Origin of the sequence: Rhodococcus sp. NPDC056960, assembly GCF_042674125.1 — a bacterium.
GTDB lineage: Bacteria > Actinomycetota > Actinomycetes > Mycobacteriales > Mycobacteriaceae > Rhodococcus_F.
This window is the reverse complement of the sequence record NZ_JBHURF010000060.1, coordinates 1-22,606: the sequence shown is the minus strand read 5'-3', so window position 1 is coordinate 22,606 and position 22,606 is coordinate 1. Positions and strand designations below refer to the sequence as shown.

The 22,606-nt window shown below is 66.5% G+C and carries 21 protein-coding genes and 3 pseudogenes; 10 read left to right on the top strand and 14 right to left on the bottom strand.

The window, feature by feature from the left end; genetic code table 11:
• Positions 1 to 723 precede the first annotated feature (723 nt).
• From ACFTWF_RS44105 to ACFTWF_RS44065, 9 genes and pseudogenes are all read left to right on the top strand, one after another.
• Entirely contained in the window at positions 724 to 1,185 is a 462-nt protein-coding gene (locus ACFTWF_RS44105; RefSeq protein WP_378467365.1) for an FHA domain-containing protein, read from the top strand.
• A gap of 187 nt (positions 1,186 to 1,372) precedes the next feature.
• Positions 1,373 to 2,752, top strand: coding sequence for a rhodanese-like domain-containing protein (locus tag ACFTWF_RS44100; RefSeq protein ID WP_378467364.1), 1,380 nt, complete (start codon positions 1,373 to 1,375; stop codon positions 2,750 to 2,752).
• 38 nt (positions 2,753 to 2,790) lie between these two features.
• A complete protein-coding gene (trxA, locus tag ACFTWF_RS44095; RefSeq protein WP_378467363.1) occupies positions 2,791 to 3,168 on the top strand; it encodes a thioredoxin in 378 nt (125 codons plus the stop codon).
• Positions 3,169 to 3,580: 412 nt separating this feature from the next.
• Positions 3,581 to 3,958 carry a carboxymuconolactone decarboxylase family protein gene (locus tag ACFTWF_RS44090; protein ID WP_378467362.1) on the top strand — a complete coding sequence of 126 codons (378 nt, stop codon included), beginning with the start codon at positions 3,581 to 3,583 and terminating at the stop codon, positions 3,956 to 3,958.
• 1,119 nt (positions 3,959 to 5,077) lie between these two features.
• Positions 5,078 to 5,368 (top strand): annotated as a pseudogene (locus ACFTWF_RS44085) (MMPL family transporter); the annotation flags it as partial.
• Between the two features lie 124 nt (positions 5,369 to 5,492).
• Positions 5,493 to 5,762: a metal-sensitive transcriptional regulator gene (locus tag ACFTWF_RS44080; protein ID WP_378467361.1), complete on the top strand. Its 270-nt coding sequence runs from the start codon at positions 5,493 to 5,495 to the stop codon at positions 5,760 to 5,762.
• A gap of 30 nt (positions 5,763 to 5,792) precedes the next feature.
• Positions 5,793 to 6,041 (top strand): DUF2892 domain-containing protein, encoded by a 249-nt coding sequence (locus tag ACFTWF_RS44075; protein ID WP_378467360.1) that lies wholly within the window; start codon positions 5,793 to 5,795, stop codon positions 6,039 to 6,041.
• Between the two features lie 46 nt (positions 6,042 to 6,087).
• A complete protein-coding gene (locus ACFTWF_RS44070) occupies positions 6,088 to 6,501 on the top strand; it encodes a DUF302 domain-containing protein (RefSeq protein ID WP_378467359.1) in 414 nt (137 codons plus the stop codon).
• Positions 6,502 to 6,547: 46 nt separating this feature from the next.
• Positions 6,548 to 7,321, top strand: a complete 774-nt coding sequence (locus ACFTWF_RS44065) for a sulfite exporter TauE/SafE family protein (RefSeq protein WP_378467358.1) — start codon at positions 6,548 to 6,550, stop codon at positions 7,319 to 7,321.
• A 212-nt stretch (positions 7,322 to 7,533) separates the two neighbouring features.
• Here ACFTWF_RS44065 and ACFTWF_RS44060 read toward each other — a convergent pair whose 3' ends face one another.
• Positions 7,534 to 8,136 (bottom strand): hypothetical protein, encoded by a 603-nt coding sequence (locus tag ACFTWF_RS44060; protein ID WP_378467357.1) that lies wholly within the window; start codon positions 8,134 to 8,136, stop codon positions 7,534 to 7,536.
• Positions 8,137 to 8,428: 292 nt separating this feature from the next.
• Positions 8,429 to 9,082, bottom strand: coding sequence for a response regulator (locus ACFTWF_RS44055; RefSeq protein ID WP_378467356.1), 654 nt, complete (start codon positions 9,080 to 9,082; stop codon positions 8,429 to 8,431).
• Positions 9,083 to 9,291: 209 nt separating this feature from the next.
• On the opposite strand from ACFTWF_RS44055, the gene ACFTWF_RS44050 reads away from it, so the two are divergent.
• Entirely contained in the window at positions 9,292 to 9,738 is a 447-nt protein-coding gene (locus tag ACFTWF_RS44050) for a pyridoxamine 5'-phosphate oxidase family protein (protein ID WP_378467355.1), read from the top strand.
• Between the two features lie 398 nt (positions 9,739 to 10,136).
• Here ACFTWF_RS44050 and ACFTWF_RS44045 read toward each other — a convergent pair whose 3' ends face one another.
• The 12 genes and pseudogenes from ACFTWF_RS44045 to ACFTWF_RS43990 form a co-directional block, all read right to left on the bottom strand.
• Positions 10,137 to 11,633 (bottom strand): GNAT family N-acetyltransferase, encoded by a 1,497-nt coding sequence (locus tag ACFTWF_RS44045; protein ID WP_378467354.1) that lies wholly within the window; start codon positions 11,631 to 11,633, stop codon positions 10,137 to 10,139.
• A gap of 376 nt (positions 11,634 to 12,009) precedes the next feature.
• The gene (locus ACFTWF_RS44040; protein WP_378467353.1) at positions 12,010 to 12,447 is read right to left on the bottom strand and encodes an SPW repeat protein; all 438 of its coding nucleotides are present in this window, start codon (positions 12,445 to 12,447) and stop codon (positions 12,010 to 12,012) included.
• A 58-nt stretch (positions 12,448 to 12,505) separates the two neighbouring features.
• A complete protein-coding gene (locus ACFTWF_RS44035; protein ID WP_378467352.1) occupies positions 12,506 to 12,940 on the bottom strand; it encodes a CBS domain-containing protein in 435 nt (144 codons plus the stop codon).
• Positions 12,941 to 13,002: 62 nt separating this feature from the next.
• Positions 13,003 to 13,170, bottom strand: coding sequence for a hypothetical protein (locus tag ACFTWF_RS44030; protein WP_378467351.1), 168 nt, complete (start codon positions 13,168 to 13,170; stop codon positions 13,003 to 13,005).
• Positions 13,171 to 13,208: 38 nt separating this feature from the next.
• Positions 13,209 to 13,667, bottom strand: coding sequence for an Hsp20/alpha crystallin family protein (locus ACFTWF_RS44025; RefSeq protein ID WP_378467350.1), 459 nt, complete (start codon positions 13,665 to 13,667; stop codon positions 13,209 to 13,211).
• Between the two features lie 214 nt (positions 13,668 to 13,881).
• On the bottom strand, positions 13,882 to 14,133 hold the full coding sequence (locus ACFTWF_RS44020; protein ID WP_378467349.1) for a hypothetical protein: 252 nt from the start codon (positions 14,131 to 14,133) through the stop codon (positions 13,882 to 13,884).
• A gap of 56 nt (positions 14,134 to 14,189) precedes the next feature.
• Positions 14,190 to 16,094 carry an ATP-dependent zinc metalloprotease FtsH gene (gene ftsH / locus ACFTWF_RS44015; protein WP_378467348.1) on the bottom strand — a complete coding sequence of 635 codons (1,905 nt, stop codon included), beginning with the start codon at positions 16,092 to 16,094 and terminating at the stop codon, positions 14,190 to 14,192.
• A 595-nt stretch (positions 16,095 to 16,689) separates the two neighbouring features.
• Complete coding sequence (locus ACFTWF_RS44010; RefSeq protein WP_378467347.1) at positions 16,690 to 18,087, bottom strand: IS1380 family transposase; 1,398 nt, start codon at positions 18,085 to 18,087, stop codon at positions 16,690 to 16,692.
• A gap of 27 nt (positions 18,088 to 18,114) precedes the next feature.
• A complete protein-coding gene (locus tag ACFTWF_RS44005) occupies positions 18,115 to 19,353 on the bottom strand; it encodes an IS110 family transposase (RefSeq protein WP_378467346.1) in 1,239 nt (412 codons plus the stop codon).
• A gap of 373 nt (positions 19,354 to 19,726) precedes the next feature.
• Positions 19,727 to 21,773, bottom strand: a pseudogene (locus ACFTWF_RS44000) (erythromycin esterase family protein).
• Between the two features lie 237 nt (positions 21,774 to 22,010).
• Positions 22,011 to 22,196, bottom strand: a pseudogene (locus ACFTWF_RS43995) (CBS domain-containing protein); the annotation flags it as partial.
• A gap of 58 nt (positions 22,197 to 22,254) precedes the next feature.
• Positions 22,255 to 22,422, bottom strand: a complete 168-nt coding sequence (locus tag ACFTWF_RS43990; RefSeq protein ID WP_378467345.1) for a hypothetical protein — start codon at positions 22,420 to 22,422, stop codon at positions 22,255 to 22,257.
• Positions 22,423 to 22,606: the final 184 nt, after the last annotated feature.

The window sequence follows — 22,606 nt, the reverse complement described above, 5'->3', positions numbered from 1 at the left end:
ACACCGGTCAGCGGACCACGCACACACACCGACACCCCGAAGAAACCGAAACCACCACCAATCCCGCCGAAATCACCTCTCCACGGATCGAGGCTTAATGCCCGCCGCCGGCTGGTCGGCCGCGGTCCTGCGGCCCGGGTGAGGCCACCTGCGGTCTCCCCCGATCGGATCTGTAGACGATATGGAGGTCTGGGCTGGGGCCCCGCTCACATGTGATCGTGGGTTGCCGACAGGAAATGGGTCCCGGCCAGTAGATCGAACCCAACACCCGCGCCACCGTCGACCCGGCTATGCTCGCCGAACTCACCGAATCGATCCGCGAATACGGTGTCCTCCAAGTGATCGAGGCCGTCCGCTACGCCGACGGCACCATACGGGTCCGGGACGGGCAGTGCCGAGTCTTCCCCAGAAAGTGGCCGTGTTGTGTCGACGTGAGTCGGCGGACGTGTCGCAATTCCCGGCCGCCTGTTGGTCCCATGCCTCGATGCCGCTCGCAGCCATGTTGATCTGACGATCCAGTTGCCGCACGTCGGCGACGAGATCCGCGGCGAGGCCGGGGGGTTGCCGACGAGGTCCGGGACGGATCCGTCGTAGCATCTGACGACCCGGTCTGCACTCAGGCCGCGGGGAGCGCCGGCGGGGATCGGGTGGGTGAGCACGACGTGGAGCCGGTCGACGGTCTGAGTGCGGGTCGTGACCAGGTCGTCCCGGTGTTCCACGATCGTGCGCAATGCGGTGGACGCCACGGGAATGTTCGAGCACCTACCTCGGTTGATCCATATACCCCATGGGGTATTAAAGCCGATTTTGATCGAGGTGGCGACGATGAATCTGACCGACGACCTGCCGCGTACGCATCTTCCGGGCGATCGGGGTGACGGTGCCCCGCAGTTGGTCGTGACCCGGGGCCCCGGGCAGACGAAGGGTGCATCACTTGCTGTCGACCGCGACATCACCGTGCTCGGCAGTCATCCCAGGTCGGAGATCGTCCTCGGCCATGGAACCGTCTCGCGTCGGCATGCCGAAATCCGCCGGGACGGTGCACAATTCATCCTGTGTGATGTCGGCTCTCTCAACGGAACTTATCTCAACCGGCAGCCCGTCGATTGCGCCGGACTGGTGGATGGCGACGAGGTTCGGATCGGGGTCTTTCGCCTGCTCTTTCGGCTACCCGCCGCGTCATGATCGTCGACATGGCGGCCCGGGGTAAGGCCACGGCATCGATTTCTTCTCGTGGTCACTGCCCGATGCCGGCGGGGGGCACTTCGTGCGAATGCCACATATACCCCCAGGGGTACTTGAATACCCCATGGGGTATGTGGCAGTGTTATCGGCAAGGAGATAGATCCTGCCAACTTCGGAGGAGACCACGATGATTCTCGAGCAGTACTACATCGAGTGCCTGTCCCACGCCTCGTACCTGATCGGTGACGAATCCACCGGGCGAGCAGTCGTGGTCGACCCACGTCGCGACATCACCGAGTACCTCGACGCCGCCCGCACGCACGGGCTGACCATCGACGGGGTGATCAACACCCACTTCCACGCCGACTTCGTCTCCGGGCACCTCGAATTGGCCGAGGCCACCGGCGCCTGGATCGGCTTCGGTGAGGCCGCCGAGACCGACTACCCGATCCGCCGCCTGCAGCACGGCGAACGCATTTCACTCGGGTGGGTCGACCTCGAGATCCTCTCCACCCCCGGCCACACCTGGGAATCGATCAGCATCCTGGTCCGGGAGACCGCGGACAGGTCCCCGACCGCGGTGCTGACCGGGGATTCGCTGTTCGTCGGCGATGTCGGTCGTCCCGACCTGGTCAACCTCGGCGACGGCTCCACCACGGATCTGGCGCGGGCGATGTACCACACGGTCCACGACACGCTACTGGCCCTGCCCGACGGCGTGAGAGTGATGCCCGCACACGGCGCCGGCTCCTCCTGTGGCAAGAATCTGTCCGCGGAGCTGACCTCGACCATCGGTGAACAACGGCGCACCAACGCGTCGGCGCAGCCGATGAGCGAGGCCGCATTCGTCGCGTTGATCACCGACGGCCAGCCCGCGGTACCGGCGTACTTCTCGGTGGACGCGGCCCTGAACAAGTCCACCCACCCGGCACTCGACCAGCACCGCCGGATCCCGGAACTGTCCGCTGACCGGGTGCGCGCCGAACTCGCCGCCGGCACCCGGGTGCTCGATGCCCGCACCGTCGACGACTTCGCCGCCGGACACCTGCGCGGTTCGGTCAACGTCGGCTTCGACGGCCGGTTCGCCGAAACCGGCGGCATGGTCGCCGAGGTCGGCGAGGCGATCGTGCTGATCACCTACCCGGGCGAGGAACAGGACGCGGCGATGCGCCTGGCCCGGATCGGCTCGGACAACGTCATCGGCTACCTGGGCACCGACACCGGCGGCATCCTCCCCACCGCTCTCGCCGACCTTGTCCAGACGGCGCCGCGCACCACTGTCACCGAACTCGACCGGCTGAGCGCCGACGATGCGATCACCCTGGTCGACATCCGTAACCCCGGCGAACGCGACTTCGGCGTCATCCCGGGTGCGATCCCGGTACCGTTGGCGCAGCTGCGGTCCCGCGCCCAGGAGCTGCCGACCGGCAAGCCGATCGTGGTGCACTGTGCCGGTGGATGGCGTTCGAGCGTCGCCGCGTCGCTGTTACGCGCCCGCGGTATCGAGCGGGTCAGCGATCTCGTCGGCGGCTACAACGCCTGGGCCGCACAGCAGGTGTCGGCCTGACGCTCCCTCGATAAACACCCCCACGGAAAGGAATCCTCATGACCACCAAGAACCTCACCCGCACGGACTTCGCATCCACGATCGCCGACAACGCCATCGTGCTCGTCGATTTCTGGGCGTCGTGGTGCGGCCCGTGCCGGGCCTTCGCACCCACCTTCGAACAGTCGTCCCGCAGACACCCCGACGTCGTGCACGCCAAGGTCGATACCGAAGCCGAGCAGCAGATCGCTTCGGCCGCGGGCATCCGCTCGATCCCGACGATCATGGCATTCCGCGACGGGGTGCTCGCGTACTCACAACCCGGAGCCCTCCCGCCCGCCGCCCTCGAGGAGTTGATCTCCCAGATCAAGGCACTCGACATGGCCGCAGTACACGCCACGCTCGCACAGCGACATGCCGCGGCGGGGCAGGCATAGCAGTCACTCGCGGGCCATCGCGCACGCCGACCCGGTCGGTGACGTGAAGTGCCGCCCATGCCGATACGTCGCCGAACTCTGCTGCGAGCAGACCCGATGGCAGCACAACCCCACGGCTGAACCGCGTTGCAACGGCATGGCCAGCCGGACTCTCCTGAGCGGCGATCCGATTCCCACGAACGGTGGGCGTCGGTCGAAGGAGTCTCCCCCGGGGACCAAAGGCCCTGGCGCGGTCCATGGTCCCCTGCCACCCTGGCAGGAGCAATGGCCCGGTTCCCCACTGGAGGAGGGGCGAGACGACGACGGTTAATTCGCCTACGCCGATTGCACCGCCCCGGTAGCGCGGGGGTTCCCGTCCCGTGCCGGACTGAGATCGATACCGAACGCGACCACCGATTACCGGAGGTAGAGCATGGACTACGGCAAGGCCGTCCAACAGGAACTTCGGGGACCTGCCCGAGCACTGCGCCAAACGATCCCGCAGGTCTACGCCGGCTACGGGCAACTGCACGAAGCCGCCCTGGCACCCGGAGCATTGGACGCGAAGACCAAGGAACTGATCGCCTTGGCGATCGCCGTGAGCAAGCAATGCGATGGCTGCATTGCTGCACACGCGCGCGGCGCCGCTGAGCGCGGCAGCACACCAGAGGAGGCGGCGGAGGCGATCGGCGTCGCGATTCTGATGAACGGTGGGCCCGCCACCGTGTACGGACCCCGAGCCTTCGCCGCGTTCAACGAGTTCCACGCCGATCAGGAACCTGGCCACGAGAACAATCCGCCCGGAAGATAGCTGGAATCACGGCGCTGCCCCGTTCGTCACCCCTCTCCGTCGGCACCGCGGGAGCGCGCATCGCGCGCCCTCGACCCGGTCGCAGCCGGTGCGGTCCACCCCGCCCACCCCGGATGTCCGGCTGTCTGCTCATGCCACCCCGAGCCCGCCGGAAACGGTGCGCCGCGCCTCCAGGCGAGGGTCGGCCACCGTGGCACGCGGACGCCAGGAAATAGCGTGGGTGACCTCCCAGGCACACCACCGCCGGAATCCATGACCAGATCACAGCCCCCAACCTGACCGGGTGCTTCGATATTCGGCGAGAACGCCTTCGGAGGGGACGGCTGTCACCACAACCGGGCGGCCACGCCGACTCTCAACCTGCCGATCTGCACACTGATGCCACCCGAGCCGTTTCCCGCCGAACGCCCACCAGACGACCGGCCGTCCTGAGGCACTGTGCGCCACCGCGGATCCCCTGCGAAACCGCCGCAACCCGGATCACGTGTCGGTCAACTGCCCGTGGAAGCCGAGGGGAAGAAACCGGCAAGGACGGCTGTGGTCATCCGCACACTCCCCGGCGTGGGGATACCCCTAGGGGTATAGTTTGCGTCGTTACGATCAGCGGTACCCGAGGAGGACCCCACCATGTGTTATCCAGTTACGTGCCCTGGCTGCGGAAAGACCACGTGGGGAGGCTGCGGTGCGCACGTCGACGGCGTCATGAAGGCCGTGCCCGAATCCCAGCAGTGCACCTGCCAGGACAATTCCGCTCCCCCGGCGAAATCCGGATTCTTTGGCACACTCTTCGGCCGCTGACCGCACCACCCGCCCGCCCGGTCGGGGCACCCTCGCCGCCCTGACCTCCGGTCACCGCGCAGGTGAGGATGCCGTCGACGAGACCCAGGAGCCGTTGACGGATCGGGGATTCGGCGCGCTCACCGAGATCGCCATGGAGGCCGGCGCGACGGCGAAGCTCGGCGAGAGGACGGGACGCAAATGCCGTCCTCGGCGCCTGCAATTCCGCGCCCGCGGATCGAGCGGTCAGGCAACCACCCCGGTGACGGCGCACCCCGCCGATGCCGGCGCGTGGTCACCGAGGAGCCCGTGCCCGAGCCGGCAGCTCAGGGAAGCCGGAACCCCGAGCGCTCGGGGGATCCCCAGGTCGCGCACGTCGACGGTCTCGCCCATTCGGGGCGGGTGATCTTCGCCGCCGCCGCGGTGATGGTCGCGGTGTTCTTCACCTTCGCCCTCGCCGACCCGCTACCCCCGAAAGAGATGGGCATCATCCTCGGCGTCGCAGTCCTCCTCGACGCCGTGCTGATCCGGCTGATCCTGCTGCCGGTGCTGCTCCGGCTGACCGGGCACGCCGCCTGGTGGTCACCGGCCTGGCTGCGCAGAATCCTGCCGAAAATCAACTTCTCCCACTGAGCGCCGGGACCGTGTCCGTTTGTGAGGTGAGGTGAGGTGGGGGTGGGGCATTACACAATGCACCCACCTCACCGAGGGTACCCCCAGGGGTATCCTGGTATCAGGTCTCAGGAAAGGAACCATCATGGTCGGCGACGAAGACAGCATCGCATTGGTACTCAACCGGCTCCGCCGCGCCCACGGGCAGCTCGCCGGGGTGATCTCGATGATCGAGCAGGGACGCGACTGCAAGGACGTCGTCACCCAACTCGCCGCGGTGTCCCGCGCCCTGGACAAAGCCGGGTTCAAGATCGTCGCCACCGGCCTGCGGGAATGCCTCACCGGCGACACCGAGGAAGGCAAGGAGCCGATGACCGAGGCCGAACTCGAGAAACTGTTCCTCGCTCTCGCCTAAGGCTCCAATCCACCGACAGGAAAGTCGACCATGACCGACACCCTCCACGCCCGCAACTGGACGATCGAGCGGGTGGTCCCGCTGCTGGCCGGAGGCATGGTCCTCGCGAGCATCGCACTGACACTGGCGTTCTCGTCGTGGTGGCTGCTGCTCACCGGCTTCGTCGCCGCCAACCTGCTGCTGTTCGGCGTGGTCGGATGGTGCCCGGCGGGTCTGCTGCTCGCACGCCTGGGCGTACCGCGGCTGGCGGCGCCGTGTCCCGTCCCAACGGGGCGATAGCCGACGCACCGCCACCGATTGCACGACGGAAGGGAAGAACACGCTCATGACACTCGCACTGTCGACCACCCTGCACACCTCGTTCGCCGATGCGGTGGACCGCACCCGAAACGCCCTGGCCGAGCAGGGTTTCGGGGTCCTCACCGAGATCGACATGAAGGCCACCCTGAAGGCGAAACTCGGTGAAGACATGGAGGACTACCTGATCCTCGGTGCCTGCAATCCGCCGCTCGCGCACCGCGCGGTCACCGTCGACCGGCAGATCGGGCTGCTCCTGCCGTGCAACGTCGTCGTGCGCGCCGACCCCGCCGATCCGGGCACGGTGCTGATCGACGCGATGAACCCACAGGTGATGGTCCAGGTCGCCGACCAACCCGGGCTCGGAGCGATCGCCGACGATGCCACCACGGCGTTGCAGGCCGCCATCGATTCCCTCTCCCGGGACATCGGCGACCGGTAACGAGACCCTGCCCCGCGCCCCCCGGGTTGGCCGCGGAAGGAGGAATGTGGACACAGCCGTCGCACTCGCGCTCGGGGCGATCATCGGCGTCCTGCTTGGACTCCTCGGCGGCGGAGGGTCGATCCTGGCCGTCCCCGCGCTGGTCTTCGGCCTCGGCCTCGACCTCGAACAGGCCATTCCGATCTCCCTGCTCGTGATCGGTGTCGCCTCCCTCGCCGGAGCCGTCCCGAAAATTCGCGAGCACCAGGTGAACTGGCGCATGGCCGGCGTCTTCGCCGCCTGCGGCATTCCCGCCACCTTCGCCGGCAGCGCAATCGGGCGCCTGCTGCCGCAATCGGTGGTCCTGATCGGTTTCGCCGCCGTCATGGTCGTCGCCGGGATCCGGATGTTGATGGACCGAGGCGACACCGGCACGGCCTGCGAGGTCGGGGACTCGGGGATCGACTGGCGCCGCTGCGCCCCCCGATCCATCCCAGCCGGAGTCGCGGTGGGCTTCCTGACCGGCCTGTTCGGTGTCGGCGGCGGATTCTTGATCATCCCCGCCCTGGTGCTGATGCTCGGTCTGGACATGTCGGTCGCGGTCGGCACCTCGCTGATCATCATCGTCGCGAACTCGGCGGCCGGTCTGATCTCGCACCTCACCGGGGTGAGCATCGACTGGGCGATCACCGCCGCGTTCGCGGGCACCGCGATCGCCGGGTCCCTGATCGCCGGTCATTTCGGCACCAAGGTCGACACCGACCGGCTGCAGCGGTGGTTCGCCTATCTCGTCTTCGCCGTCGCCGCCTACGTGCTGGTCGACACGATCTTGCTGCGCTGATGCCGCGGGCGGCTTGCATCACACCGTTTCACCTATGCCCTCCCGGTATGCTTAGCAATGCCTCGATCGACGGCTCGGAGCCGTCGACACCGACCACGATCCGCGTTTCTCCGACGGGGTCGGTAATGCTCATGGATCCGCTTCTGTACCTGGGAGACGATCTACCTTGTGCTGGTGAGGGTTTGGTCGGTGTTCGTGTGCCGGTTTCAAGCCTAGCGGCCCGCCGATGCACCCGGAGATCGTCCGATGCTCCGCCATTCCCGGGCCCACCCCGCTGCCCGGCGCTTCGCCATCAGGCAATGAAATCCGATCAACAGCAGACCGCCCCCACCGGTGCCCAACACCAGGAACGCGAGCGCCGCACCGACGGCGTCGAGGGCGTTTTCGGTGCCGGTGTTCGGAGCATCCATATAGTTGCCCTGGTCATTGACCCACACCATGACCGTCTGCCCCGCTCGGGCACCGACACCGGTGTCGATCAGGCCGGTGTGCTCGGCTCCGTCCACCACCCATCGGGCATGGACCTGGTCGCGGCCTGTCGGGGCGCCGACCGCGGTATCGCCCATCTGTGGACGAGGATCGTCGAGCAGTACCGCCGACACTTGCCGCCCGCGGTCGGCGGCCAGGTGCGCCTGATCGGTCAGACGGGTGTAGGTCGCCGTGCCGACCGCACCGGCGACGGGGACCAGCATCAACACGACGACGATGATCACCAGGACGACCGCGGATTCGATCCGGTCGCTGCGCCGCATGAGCGGGTTCGCACTCCACGGCCCCAACCGCCACCACCGAAGCGAGACCACGCTGCCGGTCATCCCGTGCCTCCCGAATTGTCGCCCTTCCGCCAGTGTCGATCCGAGCGTGCACGGAAAATAGGGTCACAGGTCAACGCGAAAGACCCGCACGGGAGGGACTTCCGTCACCGGAGAGTGGGGAGGAGATCGCCCACTCCCGAGCTTCGGCAGCGGCCCGGACCGGGTGGGGCAGGTGGGCGGTGCCATGGTCCCGTGCACGGCCGCCAGGACATTCCACTGCTCGCGCACGTGGTGGGCTACCGGCGGCACGGGGGACGGACTCAGGCGCACGGTCGGCGTTCGGGTAGGGCTTTCATGGGCGACGCGGAGGCCGGTGCGGAGGAAGTTTGGCGGCGAGGACAGCCGCCTGGGTTCGGCGTTCGATCCCGAGTTTGGTCAACAGTCGCGAGACGTAGTTCTTGATGGTCTTTTCGGCGAGGAACATTCGTGCGGCGATCTGCCGGTTGGTCAGGCCTTCGCCGAGGAGTTCGAGGAGGATGCGTTCCTGCGGGCTGAGGCCGGCGACGGCATTTTCCTCGGCGCTGGGTGCGGCCCGCAGCTGCTCCATCAGGGCGGCAGCGGCCCGGGTGTCGAGTAGGGATTTTCCCGAACCGATGTCGCGGACGGCGTCGGTCAGTTCGGTTCCGCGGATGTCCTTGAGTGCGTAGCCGTTGGCGCCGGCGAGGATGGCGTCGAGCATCGCCTGCTCGTCGCCGTACGAGGTCAGCATCAGACACCGAAGATCGGGCAGGTGGGAGCGTAGCTCGCGGCACAGCTCGATGCCGTTGCCGTCGGGTAATCGGATGTCGAGGACGGCGACGTCGGGTCGCAGCGCGGGGATTCGGGCCAGGGCCTGTGCACAGGTTCCGGCGTCACCGATTACGGTCAGGTCCGGGGCGGTGCTCAGCAGTTCGGCGATGCCCCGGCGCACGACCTCGTGGTCGTCGACGAGAAACACGGTGATCATGCGAGGACCCCCACTTCCGTGTGTCAACGCTGTCCTTGGTCCAGGGTACGGGGATGCACCCGAAGGCACAGGTCAATCGGTATCGCACGCCGTGGGGCATCCGGTGACGAGAGGCACGGATGGATGAGACTTTGGCCTCTGTTTCCGCCGCCACCGGCGGACCGATGCTGGTGGTGTCGTAACACTCCGAGACGAAGAAGACGCCCCTCATGGATCAGAGGCCCCACCGGAACGTCACCGTGGGCTCGGACGGACCGCTGACCACAGCTGCCAGCATGTCGTTGCTGCGGTCGGTCCCCACCGGCCGGCTGATCTACACCGAGGACGCGTTGCCCGCGGTGCGGCCGCTCACCTTCGCCGTCTCCGACGGGAAGATCATCATCCCGACCGGCGACAATCCCTGGTTTGACCGCTTCGATGGCACGGTCGTGGGGTTCGAGGCCGGAGCCATCGACCCGTCCACCCGGGCGGGGTGGACCGTACTGACGGTGGGGCGGGTCCGCCTCGTGTCGGGCGACGCGGGAGTGGTCGGTTTCGACGACACCACCGCCGCACCGTGGCAGCTCGGGCCCGGCGACTGCTACCTCGTCCTCGACGTCGGGCGGATCACCGGACACCGCACGACTCTGATCCGTCCTCCGGGCGATTCCCGCTGAGCACGAACCCGCGCGGACGAATTCCAGTTGCCCGGATTATCCGGAGGGGACATCCCCTGATCGACCAGTTCAGGATGGGTGTCGGAGGACGTTGGATTCGGACGAGGCCGAGGAGCGCCGGAGCCCCGTGTCGGATGCCCTGTGACGCTAGTCGAGCCTCTAGTGGCGGCCGTGGGACAGGTGAGAGGTGTGGGCCTGCATCTCTCCGTGAAGCGCGAGGACATCGGGCGCCTCGGCGCAAATCCGGCGCTGGAGCGGCATCCTCAGGCCTGACGATGTGCGGCGCGGCGTGGTCGGGCTGGCGTGAAGACCAACAGCAGATCGCACGGACCGACCCCGCTGAGATGGGTACGGATTCGTGCGGTTCGTGGTCGGTGCGGTGTCGTCGGAGGAGAACGTCAGCCCTTTCCAATGGCTCGACCTGCGCTTCCGTCCTGGGGAATCGTGGGGAGCTGCGGGTGCAGTTCCCGGTGGGAGACCAGTTCGAGGTCGAAGTGCACCGTCGCCCCGTCGTGGTGCAGGGCGTCGGCCCAGCCCTGTTCGGTGATGACGGCGAGCATGAGCGTGTTCTCCGCGAGGATTTCGGCGGTCAGGTGTGCCACCCCGTGGAAGTAGGCGGCCGTTCCCAATTCCCGCACCAGTTGTGTGCCGATACCGTGCCGTTGTTCGTGACCGGTGACGGCGAGTGCCATCTCGGCGCTGATGTTCCCAGGGGTGGTGTCGGTGACGACGTAATTGGCGACGCCGACCAGGTCGTGGCCTTCGAAGGCGCCGAGCGCGAGGTGTGTGTAGTCCTGCCGGCAGAGCCGGTCGGCGAAGTCGCCGAGCTGTTTCGGGCGCGGAGCGAAGAAGCGGAGGTGGGCGTCCTCGGCCGAGAGTTGCTCGTGCAATCGCACGACCGAGTCACAATCGTCGCCGGTGAGGGCGCGGGTGGTGAGGTCGGGGATCGTGGTGCCGGTCGTCGAGGCGGGCACCGTGATGTGCGCGGTCGACCGGTACGGCTGGAAGCCGGGTTCGTCCGCTGCCGGTCGCGGTGGGCAGATCATGGTCGGGCACGGAGCGTGGCGGAACAGAGACGAGCTCACCGAGTCACCGACGACAGGTCCTGGCGGTCGGTGCCCGTGGGTGCCGATGACCACAAGTTGCGCGTCGGCGGCGCGTTCGAGCAGCGCCTGCCGTGGTGGGCCGGACACGACGGTCGCGGTGATTGCCACGTCCGGGAACGCCTGCCGTGCGGCGGACAGGATGTCGTCGAGGGTGTCCTGCCCGGCATGCGGGCCAGAAGTGTGCGCCGTGGGATGGACGGTGGAGTGCGCGTGTACGGCGATCAATGGGGCGGCGAACAGGTCGGCGTATTCGAATGCCCTGAACGCGGCTTCGGCGCTGTCGGTGGCGTGGTCGACGCCGAGGAGCACGGGCCGCCGGTCGGGACGCTGTCCCGGCTGCCCCCGCCACACGATGACCGGGCACGGGGTGTGTTCGGTGACGGTGCCAGCCCGCGAGGTCGTTGCCAGAGTGTCGAGGGTTCCGGCGTCGGGGTGCCCGAGCACCACCATCCGCGCGCCGTGGCCGGCGGTGGCCAGAGCTGTTCCCACCCTGGACGGGTCTTTGCTAGTGGGTTCCTCGATCAGCGCACCGCTGACGTCGAGATCGGGAAACCGTCGGCGCACGACCGCGGTCGCATCATCGACCACAGTGGTCGCGCTCACATACGGCGGACCGGCTATGGGGCGGGTGATGTCCGTCCATCTCTGGTCGTCGGCCGGCGTGATGTGGACGATACGCACCGGGCAATGCAGGCGGGCGGCGAGGCCGGCGGACCACAACGCGGCGTCGTGCCCGATGGGTGGCTGGTCCACGGTGACCACGATCGGGGCGGTTCCACGGGTACACATGTGTTGCTCCTCAACCAGATACGAGACCGGCAACGTCCTCCCCATCACCTTCGGTGCCACACGGGTGAGCAACGGACACCGGTACCGTGCTCGACTCCGCGTTCGTCAGGCAGTGTGGCGGGACCGCACCCCGACGGGGTGCACGTTGCGGGCCTGCAGTGGGTGGACGGCACGATCGATCTCATGGCCCACCACCTCACCTCATGGAGGGTGCGGACACCGTTCCCGGCGATCTCCGAGAAGTGCACGACGATAACGGGACCGCCGCCATCGGGGTGAGGAACCCGAACCCGGGCACGGGGTTGAACCAGTGCACGACACCGTGCTCGCGTGTCGGTTCATCGCGTCCCGCGGGAACGGCGAAGAAGGCCGCTGTTCATGATGAGCGCCGCATCAGATCGGTACCCATGGCGACGGTGGCCAGGCCCAGCACACACACCACCACCCCGACGACGACGTTAGACCAGATCATCGCGGTGCCGGTGCTCACTCCGGTGACGATCCAGGGCGAGACGATCAGCCAGATCCCGAGCACCGGTGCGACGAAGGTCATGCCGTGGGTGCGGCCGTAGGCGGACCCGAACGCGGCCGCCAACAGTGCGATCGTGAGACCGGCGATCAGGTTGGTCATGGTCAGTGACATCTGGTCGGCGAACCCGACGATCCAGGCGGATGCCGCCGCGTACAGCCCCGACAGCAGCATCAGCCCGTCGGCGACCTGGGCGGTGGGCTGTTCGGCTGCCTGGTCGTAGCGTTGCCGCATCGCGACGAGGTCCGGGTGGGTGTGGATCGGGATGTGCGTCGATGACGACATGATGCTCAACTCCTCGGTGGTGGGAGGTGGGCCGTTTGGCCCACCTCCGTGGTGGACTTCATTGGCTGGGGAGGGCTTTGGGGGCGCAGATGGCTTCGACGAACGCGCCGACGGCGTGCTCGGGCAGATGCCGGGCGAGGTCGGCTTCGCTGATCATGCCGACCAGGCGGTGCTCGTCGAGGACGGGGAGGCGGCGGATCTGGTGCTCTTCCATCACGGTGACGACCTGTTCGACGCTGGCGCCGGCGTCGACGTGGTAGGCGTTGCCCTGGGCAAGGTCACCGGCGGTCATCGTGGCCGGGTCCAGCCCGTTGGCGACACATTTGAGGACGATGTCCCGGTCGGTGATGATGCCGTGGAGGCGGTCGTCGTCACCGCAGATCGGCAGCGCCCCGACATCCAACTCCCGCATGCGTTGCGCGGCGGTGGTGAGGGTGTCGTGTTCTCCGATGCAGGTCGCACCGGTGTGCATGATCTCGCGTGCTGTGGTCATGGTGTGTGGTCTCCAAAAGTTGTTGGCGAAGAATGGAATTCACCCGAGAGCGTCTGGCCCGGTCAGCGATGCCCGGCTCCGGTGACCGCGCTGGCCAGCAGATAGCAGCCCAGCACGACGGTGATCAGCGCGGCGATCGCGAAGGCGATGGTGCTCCACGCGCCGATCGCGGCGAGCACGAGCCACAGGGCCACGACGACCGGGATGATCGGGATGATCGTCTTGGGCATGCTGTCCTCCGCTTGGCCGCGCGGGTGCGACTCGGTGGTCAGTCGGTGGCGGTGGGGGTGGTTTTCGTGATCTCGACGTGCTTTTCCGGTGTCGGGGATTCGGTGACCGGCATCGTGACGGTCAGGATGCCGTCGATGTAGGTGGCGTCGATGTCGTCTTCCTTCGCGCCGGCGGGCAGGGGCATGGATCGGTAGAAGCTGCCGTAGTGGAATTCCGACCGGGCGCCTTCGTGCTGCTCTTGGGTGCGTTCGGCTTTGATGGTCATTTGTCCGTCGCGGACGCTGATGTCGATGTCCTTGTCCGGGTCCACCCCGGGAAGTTCCGCGCGCAGGGTGTAGCGGCCCTTGTCGAGGTGTTCCTCGACCCGGATCATGTGGCCCTCGAGGGAGGTCCACGGTGGCATCGACTCGAATCTGGCCATCAGGTCGGACCAGTCCGGTATCGACGGCCAGGCGGGGAGGGCCTGGTGGGGGCGGCGGGGGGACAGGATACTCATGGCTGACTCCAGAAGTTCGGAGTGGTTGTTGCTGACGTTTCCGAGTCCACTCGCCATCGGGTGAGGACAGTAGGGCCGAGGGTCCTCAATTCGAGGACCCAGGTCAGCGGTCCGACATGTGTCGTGACCGGTAATCAAGAGTGACGGTGCCATGATCGACCCTGCGGAAAGCGGGATGTGCAGAATCGGATTGCCGCGTCCGAGAATTCGGGCACTACCGTTGCATTCGGTGGTGGAGGGGTGAGAGCGGGGACGGGAGGTGGGTGGTGAACCATGCGCGGGCGAGCTCTGCGACCTGTGCGGGGGTGCCGGGTTCTTCGAACTGGTGCGTCGCGCCGTGCGCGACCTCGATACGGCTCTGTGCTGGGGTAGCGGCCTGCGCGCGGCGGTTGAGGTCGAGGACCACCTCATCGAGGGCCGGGCGGCGAAGCTCGCCGATCCGGTCGGGGCCGACACGGTCCCGCACTACGGCGACCGGTTGCGCACCTGTCTCGACGAGTTCGACTCGGTATCCCCATGGATCTACGAACGCGGGCTCCCCGCGGGTCGGGAGGGCCGAAGGTCGCCGGCGGCCACCTCTCCGTCAGAGGACGCCGACGTGTCGACCGTCCGGGCCGGCCTGGTGTGCTCGGTGCGAGTGCCGGACTCCGTTCGGAGGACGTCAAGTACAACCGAGCCGTCCACCGTCTCCCTGTCCACTAACAGCTCGGTGAGACGATCGAGGGCCACGCGATGACTCTTCAGCAGGTCCGTTGCCCGGATTTCCGCCGCCCTGAGCAGCCCTGCTACCTCCTCGTCCACGACGCGCTGTGTTTGTTCGGAGTACGGCCTGGTCGACGCGTTGGCTGGCGCGTCCGCGCGCAGTTCGTCGGCGTTATCCGAGGCATAGCCGACCGGGCCCAGGGCTTTCGACAGACCGAACTCACGCACCATCCGTGTGGCGACGGAGGTCGCGCCGATCAAGTCGTTCGCGGCCCCGGTCGACCCCTCACCGAAGACGACGACTTCCGCCGCCCGCCCCGCCATGCGGACGGCGAGGAGATCGGCCAGGTAGCTCTCGCTGTAGAGGTGCCGTTCGACCTCAGGGAGCTGTTCGGTGGCGCCCAGGGCCATGCCGGCGGGCAGAATTGTCACTTTTGCCACTGGATCTGCGTGCGGGCACAGCGCGGCGAGGAGTGCGTGGCCGGATTCGTGGACTGCCACCGAGCGGCGCTCTTCCGGCAGCAATGCGTTCGTGGTGTCGCGCCGTCCGAGGAGGACTCGATCGCGTGCGACGGCCAGATCCTGCGCGCAAATGACCGTCCGGTCTTCCCGCACCGCGTTGATCGCGGCCTCGTTCACGACATTCGCGAGATCGGCGCCGGAGAACCCTGGGGTGCCCCGGGCGACGATGGTGAGGTCGACGTCGGGTCCGAGACGCTTGCCCCGGGCGTGGACCGCGAGAATGGATGCCCGCTCGGCCTGATTCGGGAGCGGTATCGTCACCCGACGGTCGAATCGGCCCGGCCGAAGGAGCGCCGGGTCAAGCGATTCCGGCCGGTTGGTGGCGGCGAGGACCACGATTCCCACGCTCTGATCGAAACCATCCATTTCGGCGAGCAACTGGTTGAGAGTCTGTTCCCGTTCCTCGTTCCCTCCGAAACCGGACCTCCCGCGTCTGCTGCCGATGGCATCGATTTCGTCAATGAAGACGATCGACGGCGGGCTCTTACGGGCCTGCGCAAAAAGGTCGCGCACCCGGGACGCTCCGACGCCGACGAACATCTCCACGAATTCGGACCCGGTGACCGACAGGAACCGGACGCTCGCCTCCCCCGCCACCGCGCGTGCCATCAGAGTCTTGCCAGTTCCGGGCGGTCCGATCATGAGGACGCCCCTCGGACCCTGAGCTCCGGCCGCGGCATACTTCGCTGGATCGCGGAGGAAGTCGACGACCTCGCTGACCTCCTGTTTGACCCCTTCGTAGCCGGCGACGTCGTCAAACCGGGTAGTGGGGCGCTTCGCCTCGATCACGCGCGCCTTCGACCGGCCGAACGCCCCGGCACCACCCATTCCCCCGCTGAATGCGTGCTGCGCCCGGCGGGTGACCCAGAAGAACAGGGCGCCGAGAAGCACGAGCGGCAGCAGGCTGCCCAGCAGTGTCCCCCAGACGTTGCCGGTCGCCTTCTTCGCGGTGATCTGGATGTTCTTGGCCTGCAGGCGCTGGTCGAGACCGCCCACGTTCAGGACCGTCGGGAGTTGGGAGGTGAATGACGAATCGTCGGTGAAGGTTCCATCGACACCGCCGTCGCCGTCGATGGTCACTGCCTTGACCGACCCCGAGTCGATTTTGCCCAGGAAGTCGCTGTACGAGAGGGTCTGCCTGTCCGTGCCGGCCAGCGAGGCGACCAGGACCACGGCGAGTAGCATTCCGAAGAGGGCGAGCATCGGCCACCACGAACCCGCCGACGGGACCGGCGGCGGTCCAGGGTCCGGCGGTGGCCCAGGTCGGGCCGAGCGGGACAGATTCCGGGGTGTGAATCGTGGTCGGACGATCACGTCCACTCCCGCGGTCGCTCGCTCGAGCGGGGCCGCCGATGACCAGATTCGAACAGGTACACGCCGTCGCCCCTTGTTCGCGTTCTCACTGTCCTACCAGCGTCGCCGGACGGTATCCGGCACGCCAGGGCCGAATGTCATCTCAGGAACGGTAGTCGAGTCGGAGAGCACGCAGAGGGTACAAGTCGAAGCCCGGTGGCCTCTTCGCAGGGGCCAAAGTCCTCTCGGATCTCCCGAGGACACTTCACCGACCACCGAACAGCGCTCCATCACCTCGGTGAGGTGGTTGCGGGACTGACCTGTCGGGTTTAGCCTCGATCTTGCATGCGTCTGAGGTGTCGCTCTGATCAGTTTCGGGTTGGGTATTTCGGGCGTGGATTCGGTGCTCGGCAACGCACGTTCGCCCGACGCGGTCGGGTGGTCGTCGGGGTCCAGGGCCCCGAAAGTTGATTTCCTTTCGTCTCGATCGGCGGATTGGTGCTGGTCAGAGGGGGTCGGGGATCGCGTTGAGACGGGCCAATGCGGTGATCAGCAAGTCGATCCAGGGTGCGTGGGCGGACAGTCGCAGGTGCACTTTTCGTGTGTGACGGGCGATGCGGCCGGCGGTCGCGAACAGGCGTAGTCGTAGGCGTTTCGGCTCCCACCGCTTGGCTGGGTCGTCGGTGAGCGCGAGCATCTGCATCCATGCGGTGACCTCGACGGCGAGGGCGACCAGGGCGAGCCAGATCCGATTCTGATCGAAGCCGTGCAACGGAAGATTCTCCAGGCCGGTGTCTTTCAGGGTGCGGATCCGGTCTTCGCAGCGTGCGCGGCGCCGGTGCCGCAGTTCGAGTTCGGGCAACTGTCCATGGTCGGTGTTGGTGACGAACGCGGTCAGCCGCAGCCCGTCACGGTCGGTGAAGCGCAGTTGTGCACCGGGGTGTGGGCGTTCCTTGCGGACGATGATCCGCATCCCGTCGGGCCAGCCGGGAAGATCGAGCAGACTGGTTACCTCGGCGACCCAGGCGCCGTCGCGCGGTTGCCCGTCGGCGTTGTAGGCGGGGATCCAGGCCTGCTCGGAAAGGGCATCGATGGCGGTGACGATGGTGTCGGTCAGACCGAAGCCGATCGAGTACGACAGCTTCTGTGTGGTCAGGTAGTCGATGAGGGCATGGGTGCCGCCGGCCGCGTCGGTGCGGATCAGCACCTTGCGTCCGATCCGTCCGCCTTTGGCGGTGAACGGCAACTGCCGCAATGCTTGCCGTATCAGTTCGATGTGGTCAGCGGCGGTGTTGGAGCCGGCGTTGCCCGGTCGCAACATCATCGCCAACGGCTCTCCCGTGCCGTCCGGTCCGTGGTCGACGAACGCGCACAGCGGGTGGAAACCGAACCCTCTCTTGTAGGTGGCGGCGGCCTTTTCCTTTTCCGAGTGCGCGGTGACCAGGGTGGCGTCGAGGTCGATGATCAGCGGATGCTCGGCGTCGATCGCATGGTCGGGAGCCTGTTCACCGGCGGCGTTCCAGGCGATCCGTCGGGCCGCGGCGCGGGCGGAGTTGATTGCCGCCAACGCTTTCGGAGCGTCGGCGGCCAATGCGGCCATCAGTCTCGAGACGGTGGGATCGGACGCCACCCGGCCGAAGACTGCGGGTTCTTCCCTCAGCAGCGCGATATCGGCCAGGCAGTCGCCGCCCAGGGCGAGTGCCATCGTCAGATCGGCGACAATCTTGCCCGGATCGTGGGAGGTCGTCGGCTTACGCCACGGCTCGAGCGCACTCGACAACGCGGTCATCAGACCGGATTTCTCGGCCGTGCGTAGCAACAACACCGCCCCGGCGTGCGACACGACACCAGTTCCGGCGGGGTCAACGGACAGCGACGGGTACCACGAAGTAGACTTGCCCACCAGAAAGACATCCCATGTTGCTAGACGTCAAGCGGCACCATCTTTCTGGGCTGTCACACCAGCACTGGCGGGAGTCGTCCAGGCGATGTGTTCGTCGTAGCGGCTCTCCGATGCGAGGCATCCGTGCAAGATGCCCACGAATCGGTTGGCAAGGTGGCGCAGTGCAGCGTTATGTTCGACGCCGCGGTGTCGTTGCATGTCGTAGTAGGCGCGAGCTCCGGGTGAAACCCTGATAGCGGTGAATGCCTGACGGGTCAGCGCATCGAGAAGTCTGTCGTTGTGGACGTAGCGGCGCGAGACGGCAGACTTCTTGCCTGATGCTTTGGTGACGGGGCTGGTCCCGGCAAAGTTCCTGCGGGCCTTGCCTGTGCGGTAGCGGCCGGGTGCGTCACCGAACTCGGCGAGCACGCGCGCCCCGACTACAGATCCCATACCGGGCAGGGAGGTGATGATCGCCGCCTGGGGGTGGACTTCGAAGGCCGTGGTGACCTGTTCGTTGAGGATCTCGATGTGCGTATCGATGGTGGCGATCACAGCCAACGTCGCGACCGTGGCGGCGGCGTGGGCGGCTTCGAGTGCGCCGGGTTGGGTCAGTCGTCCCGGGGCACGGAGTGCGGTGCGGATCTTTGTCGCACGTTCGTCGATCGTCCGCCGACGGGCTCGTTTGAGTGCGGCTTTGATCTGGGTGAGGGTTAATGCGGCGGCCCGCGACGGAGTGGGGGCCTTGGTCAGCAGTTCGACACATTCCGGTGACGACAGGTCGTCGAAGGTGTCGACGGCCGCCGGGAAATATTGAATTAGATTGTACCGCAGCCTGTTCAGGTGGCGGTTGCGTTCCCAGATGAGGGTTTTGTGGGTACGGGCAAGTATCTTCAGGCCCTCGACCTCGGGGGAGTCCTCGGCCACCGGACGCAACTGTCGGCGGTCGGTGCGGACCATATCTGCCAGCACGTGCGCGTCGCCAACATCGCTTTTGGCGCCGGCGAGGGAGAATCGTTCCCGGCATCGCGCCGACTGGATGGGATTGATCGCATAGACCACGAACCCGTAGCCGCGCAGGGCGGTCACCCAGGGTCCGTTATCTCGTTCGATGCCGACGGCGACTTCATTGTCACCGTCGGTGCTGTGCTCGTTGATTTTTGCCAGTAACGTGCCGAGTCCCTCTGCGTTCTCCGGGACCCGGAACCTGGCCAGGACAACTCCGTCCTGGGACATCAGTTCCAGGTCGTGGTGGTCCTGAGCCCAATCATCTCCGATAATCATCATCGTCACCTCGTTGTGTCGTGTCCTGACCGGCCGGGCAGCAGCCGTCAGTCGCGACCAAATGACGAGTGCTCAGCCGGTGTTCGAGCTCAGGTAGCCGGTCGGCACGACATCCCATCAGCGATCAGGCGACGGTAGTCGACGAGGGCACGGTCATTCTGTAGGACTCCCCGACACCGAGGGTCCAGGTGCTCCGTGTGCTCACCCGCCAACTGCTGCCCCGCAAGAATCCCTGTACAAGGGGTTCCTACGACTCATTAGGTGCTCCTCGAACGTAGTGAATATCGGCCCTCAGCAAGCCATATTCTCCCAGTTCAGAGCACCTTTCTTCATGATCAACACGCAGCCCGAGCATGACCAGCGTGAAAGCCCGAGGTTAGAACGCCGTGGGATAGGTTTCGGGTGTTTCGCCTTCCACCCAGAGACTTGTTCGTTCGAGGGGCTCGACTGCTCGGGTGGTGTCGATATGGATCACCGCATCGAATTGATCCGAGATCCGGGTGTGGAAGTAGTGGCTCTGTCTCTCGGCTTCGGGCTGGTAGATCACCCCTATCGCCCGATGCAGTCTCGCGGCCCGCAGTGTCGTTGCGGCAGCGTTGTCTTGGTCTGTGCGAACGAGGAAGGAGGGCTCCCCCAGTTCGTGGAAGAGTTCCTCGACACTACCGGGCAGGGCTGGGCGCACGGCCTTGCGTTCGGCGGGACCACCCCATTGGCTCGCTGCGGTGACCGTCCCTTCGAATGTGGTGAAGCCGATCAGTCGGCAGTCGCCGGGATGCATTTGTCGCACCAGCTGTCCCACCGTCACTTCGCCGTGGGTTCCCGCCTCGGTTGCCCGCGCGTCGCCGACGTGCGAGTTGTGCGCCCACACCACCACACGGGACGCCGTGCCGGTTTGGCGGTCGAGGTGGGTGAGGAGGGCTTCGAGTGTGTCGACCATATGATGGTCCCGTAGGTTCCAGGACGACACTCGGCCGCTGAACATCGTGCGGTAGTAGCTCTCGGCATCTCGGACGCTCCGCGCGTTGCGCTCTGCGTAGAACTGCTCGTCCTCGACTGCCATCCCGTCGCGGCGAACGTATTCCAGGCTATGGCGTTGCAACTCGACGAGTTGGTCGACGACCTGCTGCTCGCACGACTCGCCCGCGCCGAATGCGGCGGCGTAACCATATGCCTGACCGTCGTCACCACCGAGGTGGTCGAAGCATGAGTAACGCTCACGTGCACGCTGGGCGGCCGCGGGGTCGACCCGTTCGAGGTAGTCCACGACCTCGCGCATGGACCTGTGCAGGCTGTACAGATCGAGGCCGTAGAACCCGGTGGGGGTTCGCGTGTCCGCCGCACAGCGATCGTTGTGGTCCTTCAACCATCCGACGAAGTCGAGTACCGGGGCGTTGCGCCACATCCAGGACGGGAATCTCTCGAATCCCCGCAGCGCTTCCTCTGCGGTGGTGTCCTGGCCCTCACCGCGCACGTAGCGATTGATGCGGTAGGCGTCCGGCCAATCGGCTTCGACGGCGATAGCGGAGAAGCCTCCTTCCTCGATCAGTTGCTTGGTGATCTCCGCGCGTGCCGCGTAGAACTCGTGGGTGCCGTGCGAGCTTTCGCCGATGACGACGACCCGGGCGTCGCCCACCAGGTCGACCAGCACGTCGACTGAGGGGACACCGTCCGGGGCATCGAGCGCCGCAACGCGTATGGTTGTTGCAGCCGAACCGAATTCGATCGGCTTCGTCTCCGGGGACGACCCGGAGACGGTGGGGGTATGCAGAAGTGTCAGCACCTCCTTGTCGGTGACCTGGGCGAAGTTCCAGAACGATTCGCCGACGGCGTGGAAGGGAAACGGCATCGTCGCGCACACCACGTCGTCGACCATGGCGCCGAGATCCCGGCAGGTGGACTCCGGCGCGGCGGGCACCGCGACCACGATCTGCGCGGGTTCCTGTCGGCGCAGAGCGTCGATGGCGGCATACATACTCGCACCGGTGGCGAGGCCGTCATCGACGAGGATGACGATCTTGTCGGCGACGTCGGGGGGCGGACGGTTTCCTCGGTAGACAGCTTCGCGGCGCAGCAGTTCCCGGCCCTCGTAATCGAGCGCCCGACGTATTTGCTCCGGGGTAAGTCGCAGGTCTCGTATCAGATCGTCGTTGACCACCGGTTCCCCCGCTGGCCAGTGCACCCATCGCGTACTCTGCGTGGCCCGGTACACCAAGCTTACGCACGACGAACGCGTCGAGCGGAGCACCGAGCGACGCCGCGACCTCCCACGCCACGGGGATCCCGCCGCGCGCCAATCCGAGTACGGTCACCTTGGGATTGCCGCGGAACCCCTCGAGCAGTCCTGCCAGGATTCGTCCGGCCTCCCGTCGGTCTTGAAAGACTTGCTGCGGCCGGTCCGCCGGCATAGCTGCGGGCGTGCTCATGTCATCCTGCTTCTCCCGGGTCCGGACGCGTACGTACTCCGTGCCACGATTCGATCCTCATGGTCCTGATAGTGAAGGAACAGGGCCGAAGTGCCTCTCCTTGAACCACCGTGATGACCGATTTCCACCCGCGCTACTGGGCGGCGACGCATGTGAGGATGATGTCCCGGCCCCGCCGGCTGGGGCGACCCGTGCAAGTGTGGCCGCCTGGCGGGATATCGAGTGGTGGATCGTGAGCCCGGCTGGCGCTGTTGACAGCAACGGCCGCGGGTCGGTGATGATGCCGTGGAGGCGGTCGTCGTCACTGCAGATCGGCAGCGCCCCGATATCCAACTCCCGCATGCGTTGTGCGGCGGTGGTGAGGGTGTCGTGTTCATCGATGCAGATCGCACCGGTGTGCATGATGTCACGTGCTGTGGTCATGGCGCGTGTTCTCCAAAATGGTTGCGCTACAAATTGTTCGATGGCCGGGTCCGGGATTTCAGCGGTGTCCGGGCCCGGTGACCGCGTTGGCCAGCAGGTAGCAGCCCAGCACGACGGTGATCAGCGCGGCGATCGTGAAGGCGATGGTGCTCCACGCGCCGATCGCGGCGAGCACGAGCCACACGGCCGCCACAGTGGGGATGATCGGGACGATCGTCTTGGGCATGCTGTCCTCCGCTTGGCCCTTTTGATTGCACGCCGCCTCCGCACCCGCCGGTAGGGTCGACGGTCCTTCCTCGAGGGACTGCGGTCATCGGAGCGGGAACGCACCGTGTCCGCACCGGCCGGTGTGCGCTCTCTCGTGGGGTGTGTCTAACCCCGGTGCCGCGACGATCTGAGGCCGCGGGCCG

What these genes read in the sequence shown, in the direction of transcription:
- ACFTWF_RS44050 (WP_378467355.1), top strand. Translation starts at nt 9,292, where the DNA reads ATGGATCAGAGGCCCCACCGGAACGTCACCGTGGGCTCGGACGGACCG.
- ACFTWF_RS44040 (WP_378467353.1), bottom strand. Translation starts at nt 12,447, where the DNA reads ATGTCGTCATCGACGCACATCCCGATCCACACCCACCCGGACCTCGTC.
- ACFTWF_RS44035 (WP_378467352.1), bottom strand. Translation starts at nt 12,940, where the DNA reads ATGACCACAGCACGCGAGATCATGCACACCGGTGCGACCTGCATCGGA.
- ACFTWF_RS44005 (WP_378467346.1), bottom strand. Translation starts at nt 19,353, where the DNA reads ATGATGATTATCGGAGATGATTGGGCTCAGGACCACCACGACCTGGAA.
- ACFTWF_RS44075 (WP_378467360.1), top strand. Translation starts at nt 5,793, where the DNA reads ATGACCGACACCCTCCACGCCCGCAACTGGACGATCGAGCGGGTGGTC.
- ACFTWF_RS44070 (WP_378467359.1), top strand. Translation starts at nt 6,088, where the DNA reads ATGACACTCGCACTGTCGACCACCCTGCACACCTCGTTCGCCGATGCG.
- ACFTWF_RS44025 (WP_378467350.1), bottom strand. Translation starts at nt 13,667, where the DNA reads ATGAGTATCCTGTCCCCCCGCCGCCCCCACCAGGCCCTCCCCGCCTGG.
- ACFTWF_RS44030 (WP_378467351.1), bottom strand. Translation starts at nt 13,170, where the DNA reads ATGCCCAAGACGATCATCCCGATCATCCCGGTCGTCGTGGCCCTGTGG.
- ACFTWF_RS44090 (WP_378467362.1), top strand. Translation starts at nt 3,581, where the DNA reads ATGGACTACGGCAAGGCCGTCCAACAGGAACTTCGGGGACCTGCCCGA.
- ACFTWF_RS44080 (WP_378467361.1), top strand. Translation starts at nt 5,493, where the DNA reads ATGGTCGGCGACGAAGACAGCATCGCATTGGTACTCAACCGGCTCCGC.
- ftsH (WP_378467348.1), bottom strand. Translation starts at nt 16,094, where the DNA reads ATGCTCGCCCTCTTCGGAATGCTACTCGCCGTGGTCCTGGTCGCCTCG.
- ACFTWF_RS44055 (WP_378467356.1), bottom strand. Translation starts at nt 9,082, where the DNA reads ATGATCACCGTGTTTCTCGTCGACGACCACGAGGTCGTGCGCCGGGGC.
- ACFTWF_RS44100 (WP_378467364.1), top strand. Translation starts at nt 1,373, where the DNA reads ATGATTCTCGAGCAGTACTACATCGAGTGCCTGTCCCACGCCTCGTAC.
- ACFTWF_RS44060 (WP_378467357.1), bottom strand. Translation starts at nt 8,136, where the DNA reads ATGACCGGCAGCGTGGTCTCGCTTCGGTGGTGGCGGTTGGGGCCGTGG.
- trxA (WP_378467363.1), top strand. Translation starts at nt 2,791, where the DNA reads ATGACCACCAAGAACCTCACCCGCACGGACTTCGCATCCACGATCGCC.
- ACFTWF_RS43990 (WP_378467345.1), bottom strand. Translation starts at nt 22,422, where the DNA reads ATGCCCAAGACGATCGTCCCGATCATCCCCACTGTGGCGGCCGTGTGG.
- ACFTWF_RS44045 (WP_378467354.1), bottom strand. Translation starts at nt 11,633, where the DNA reads ATGTGTACCCGTGGAACCGCCCCGATCGTGGTCACCGTGGACCAGCCA.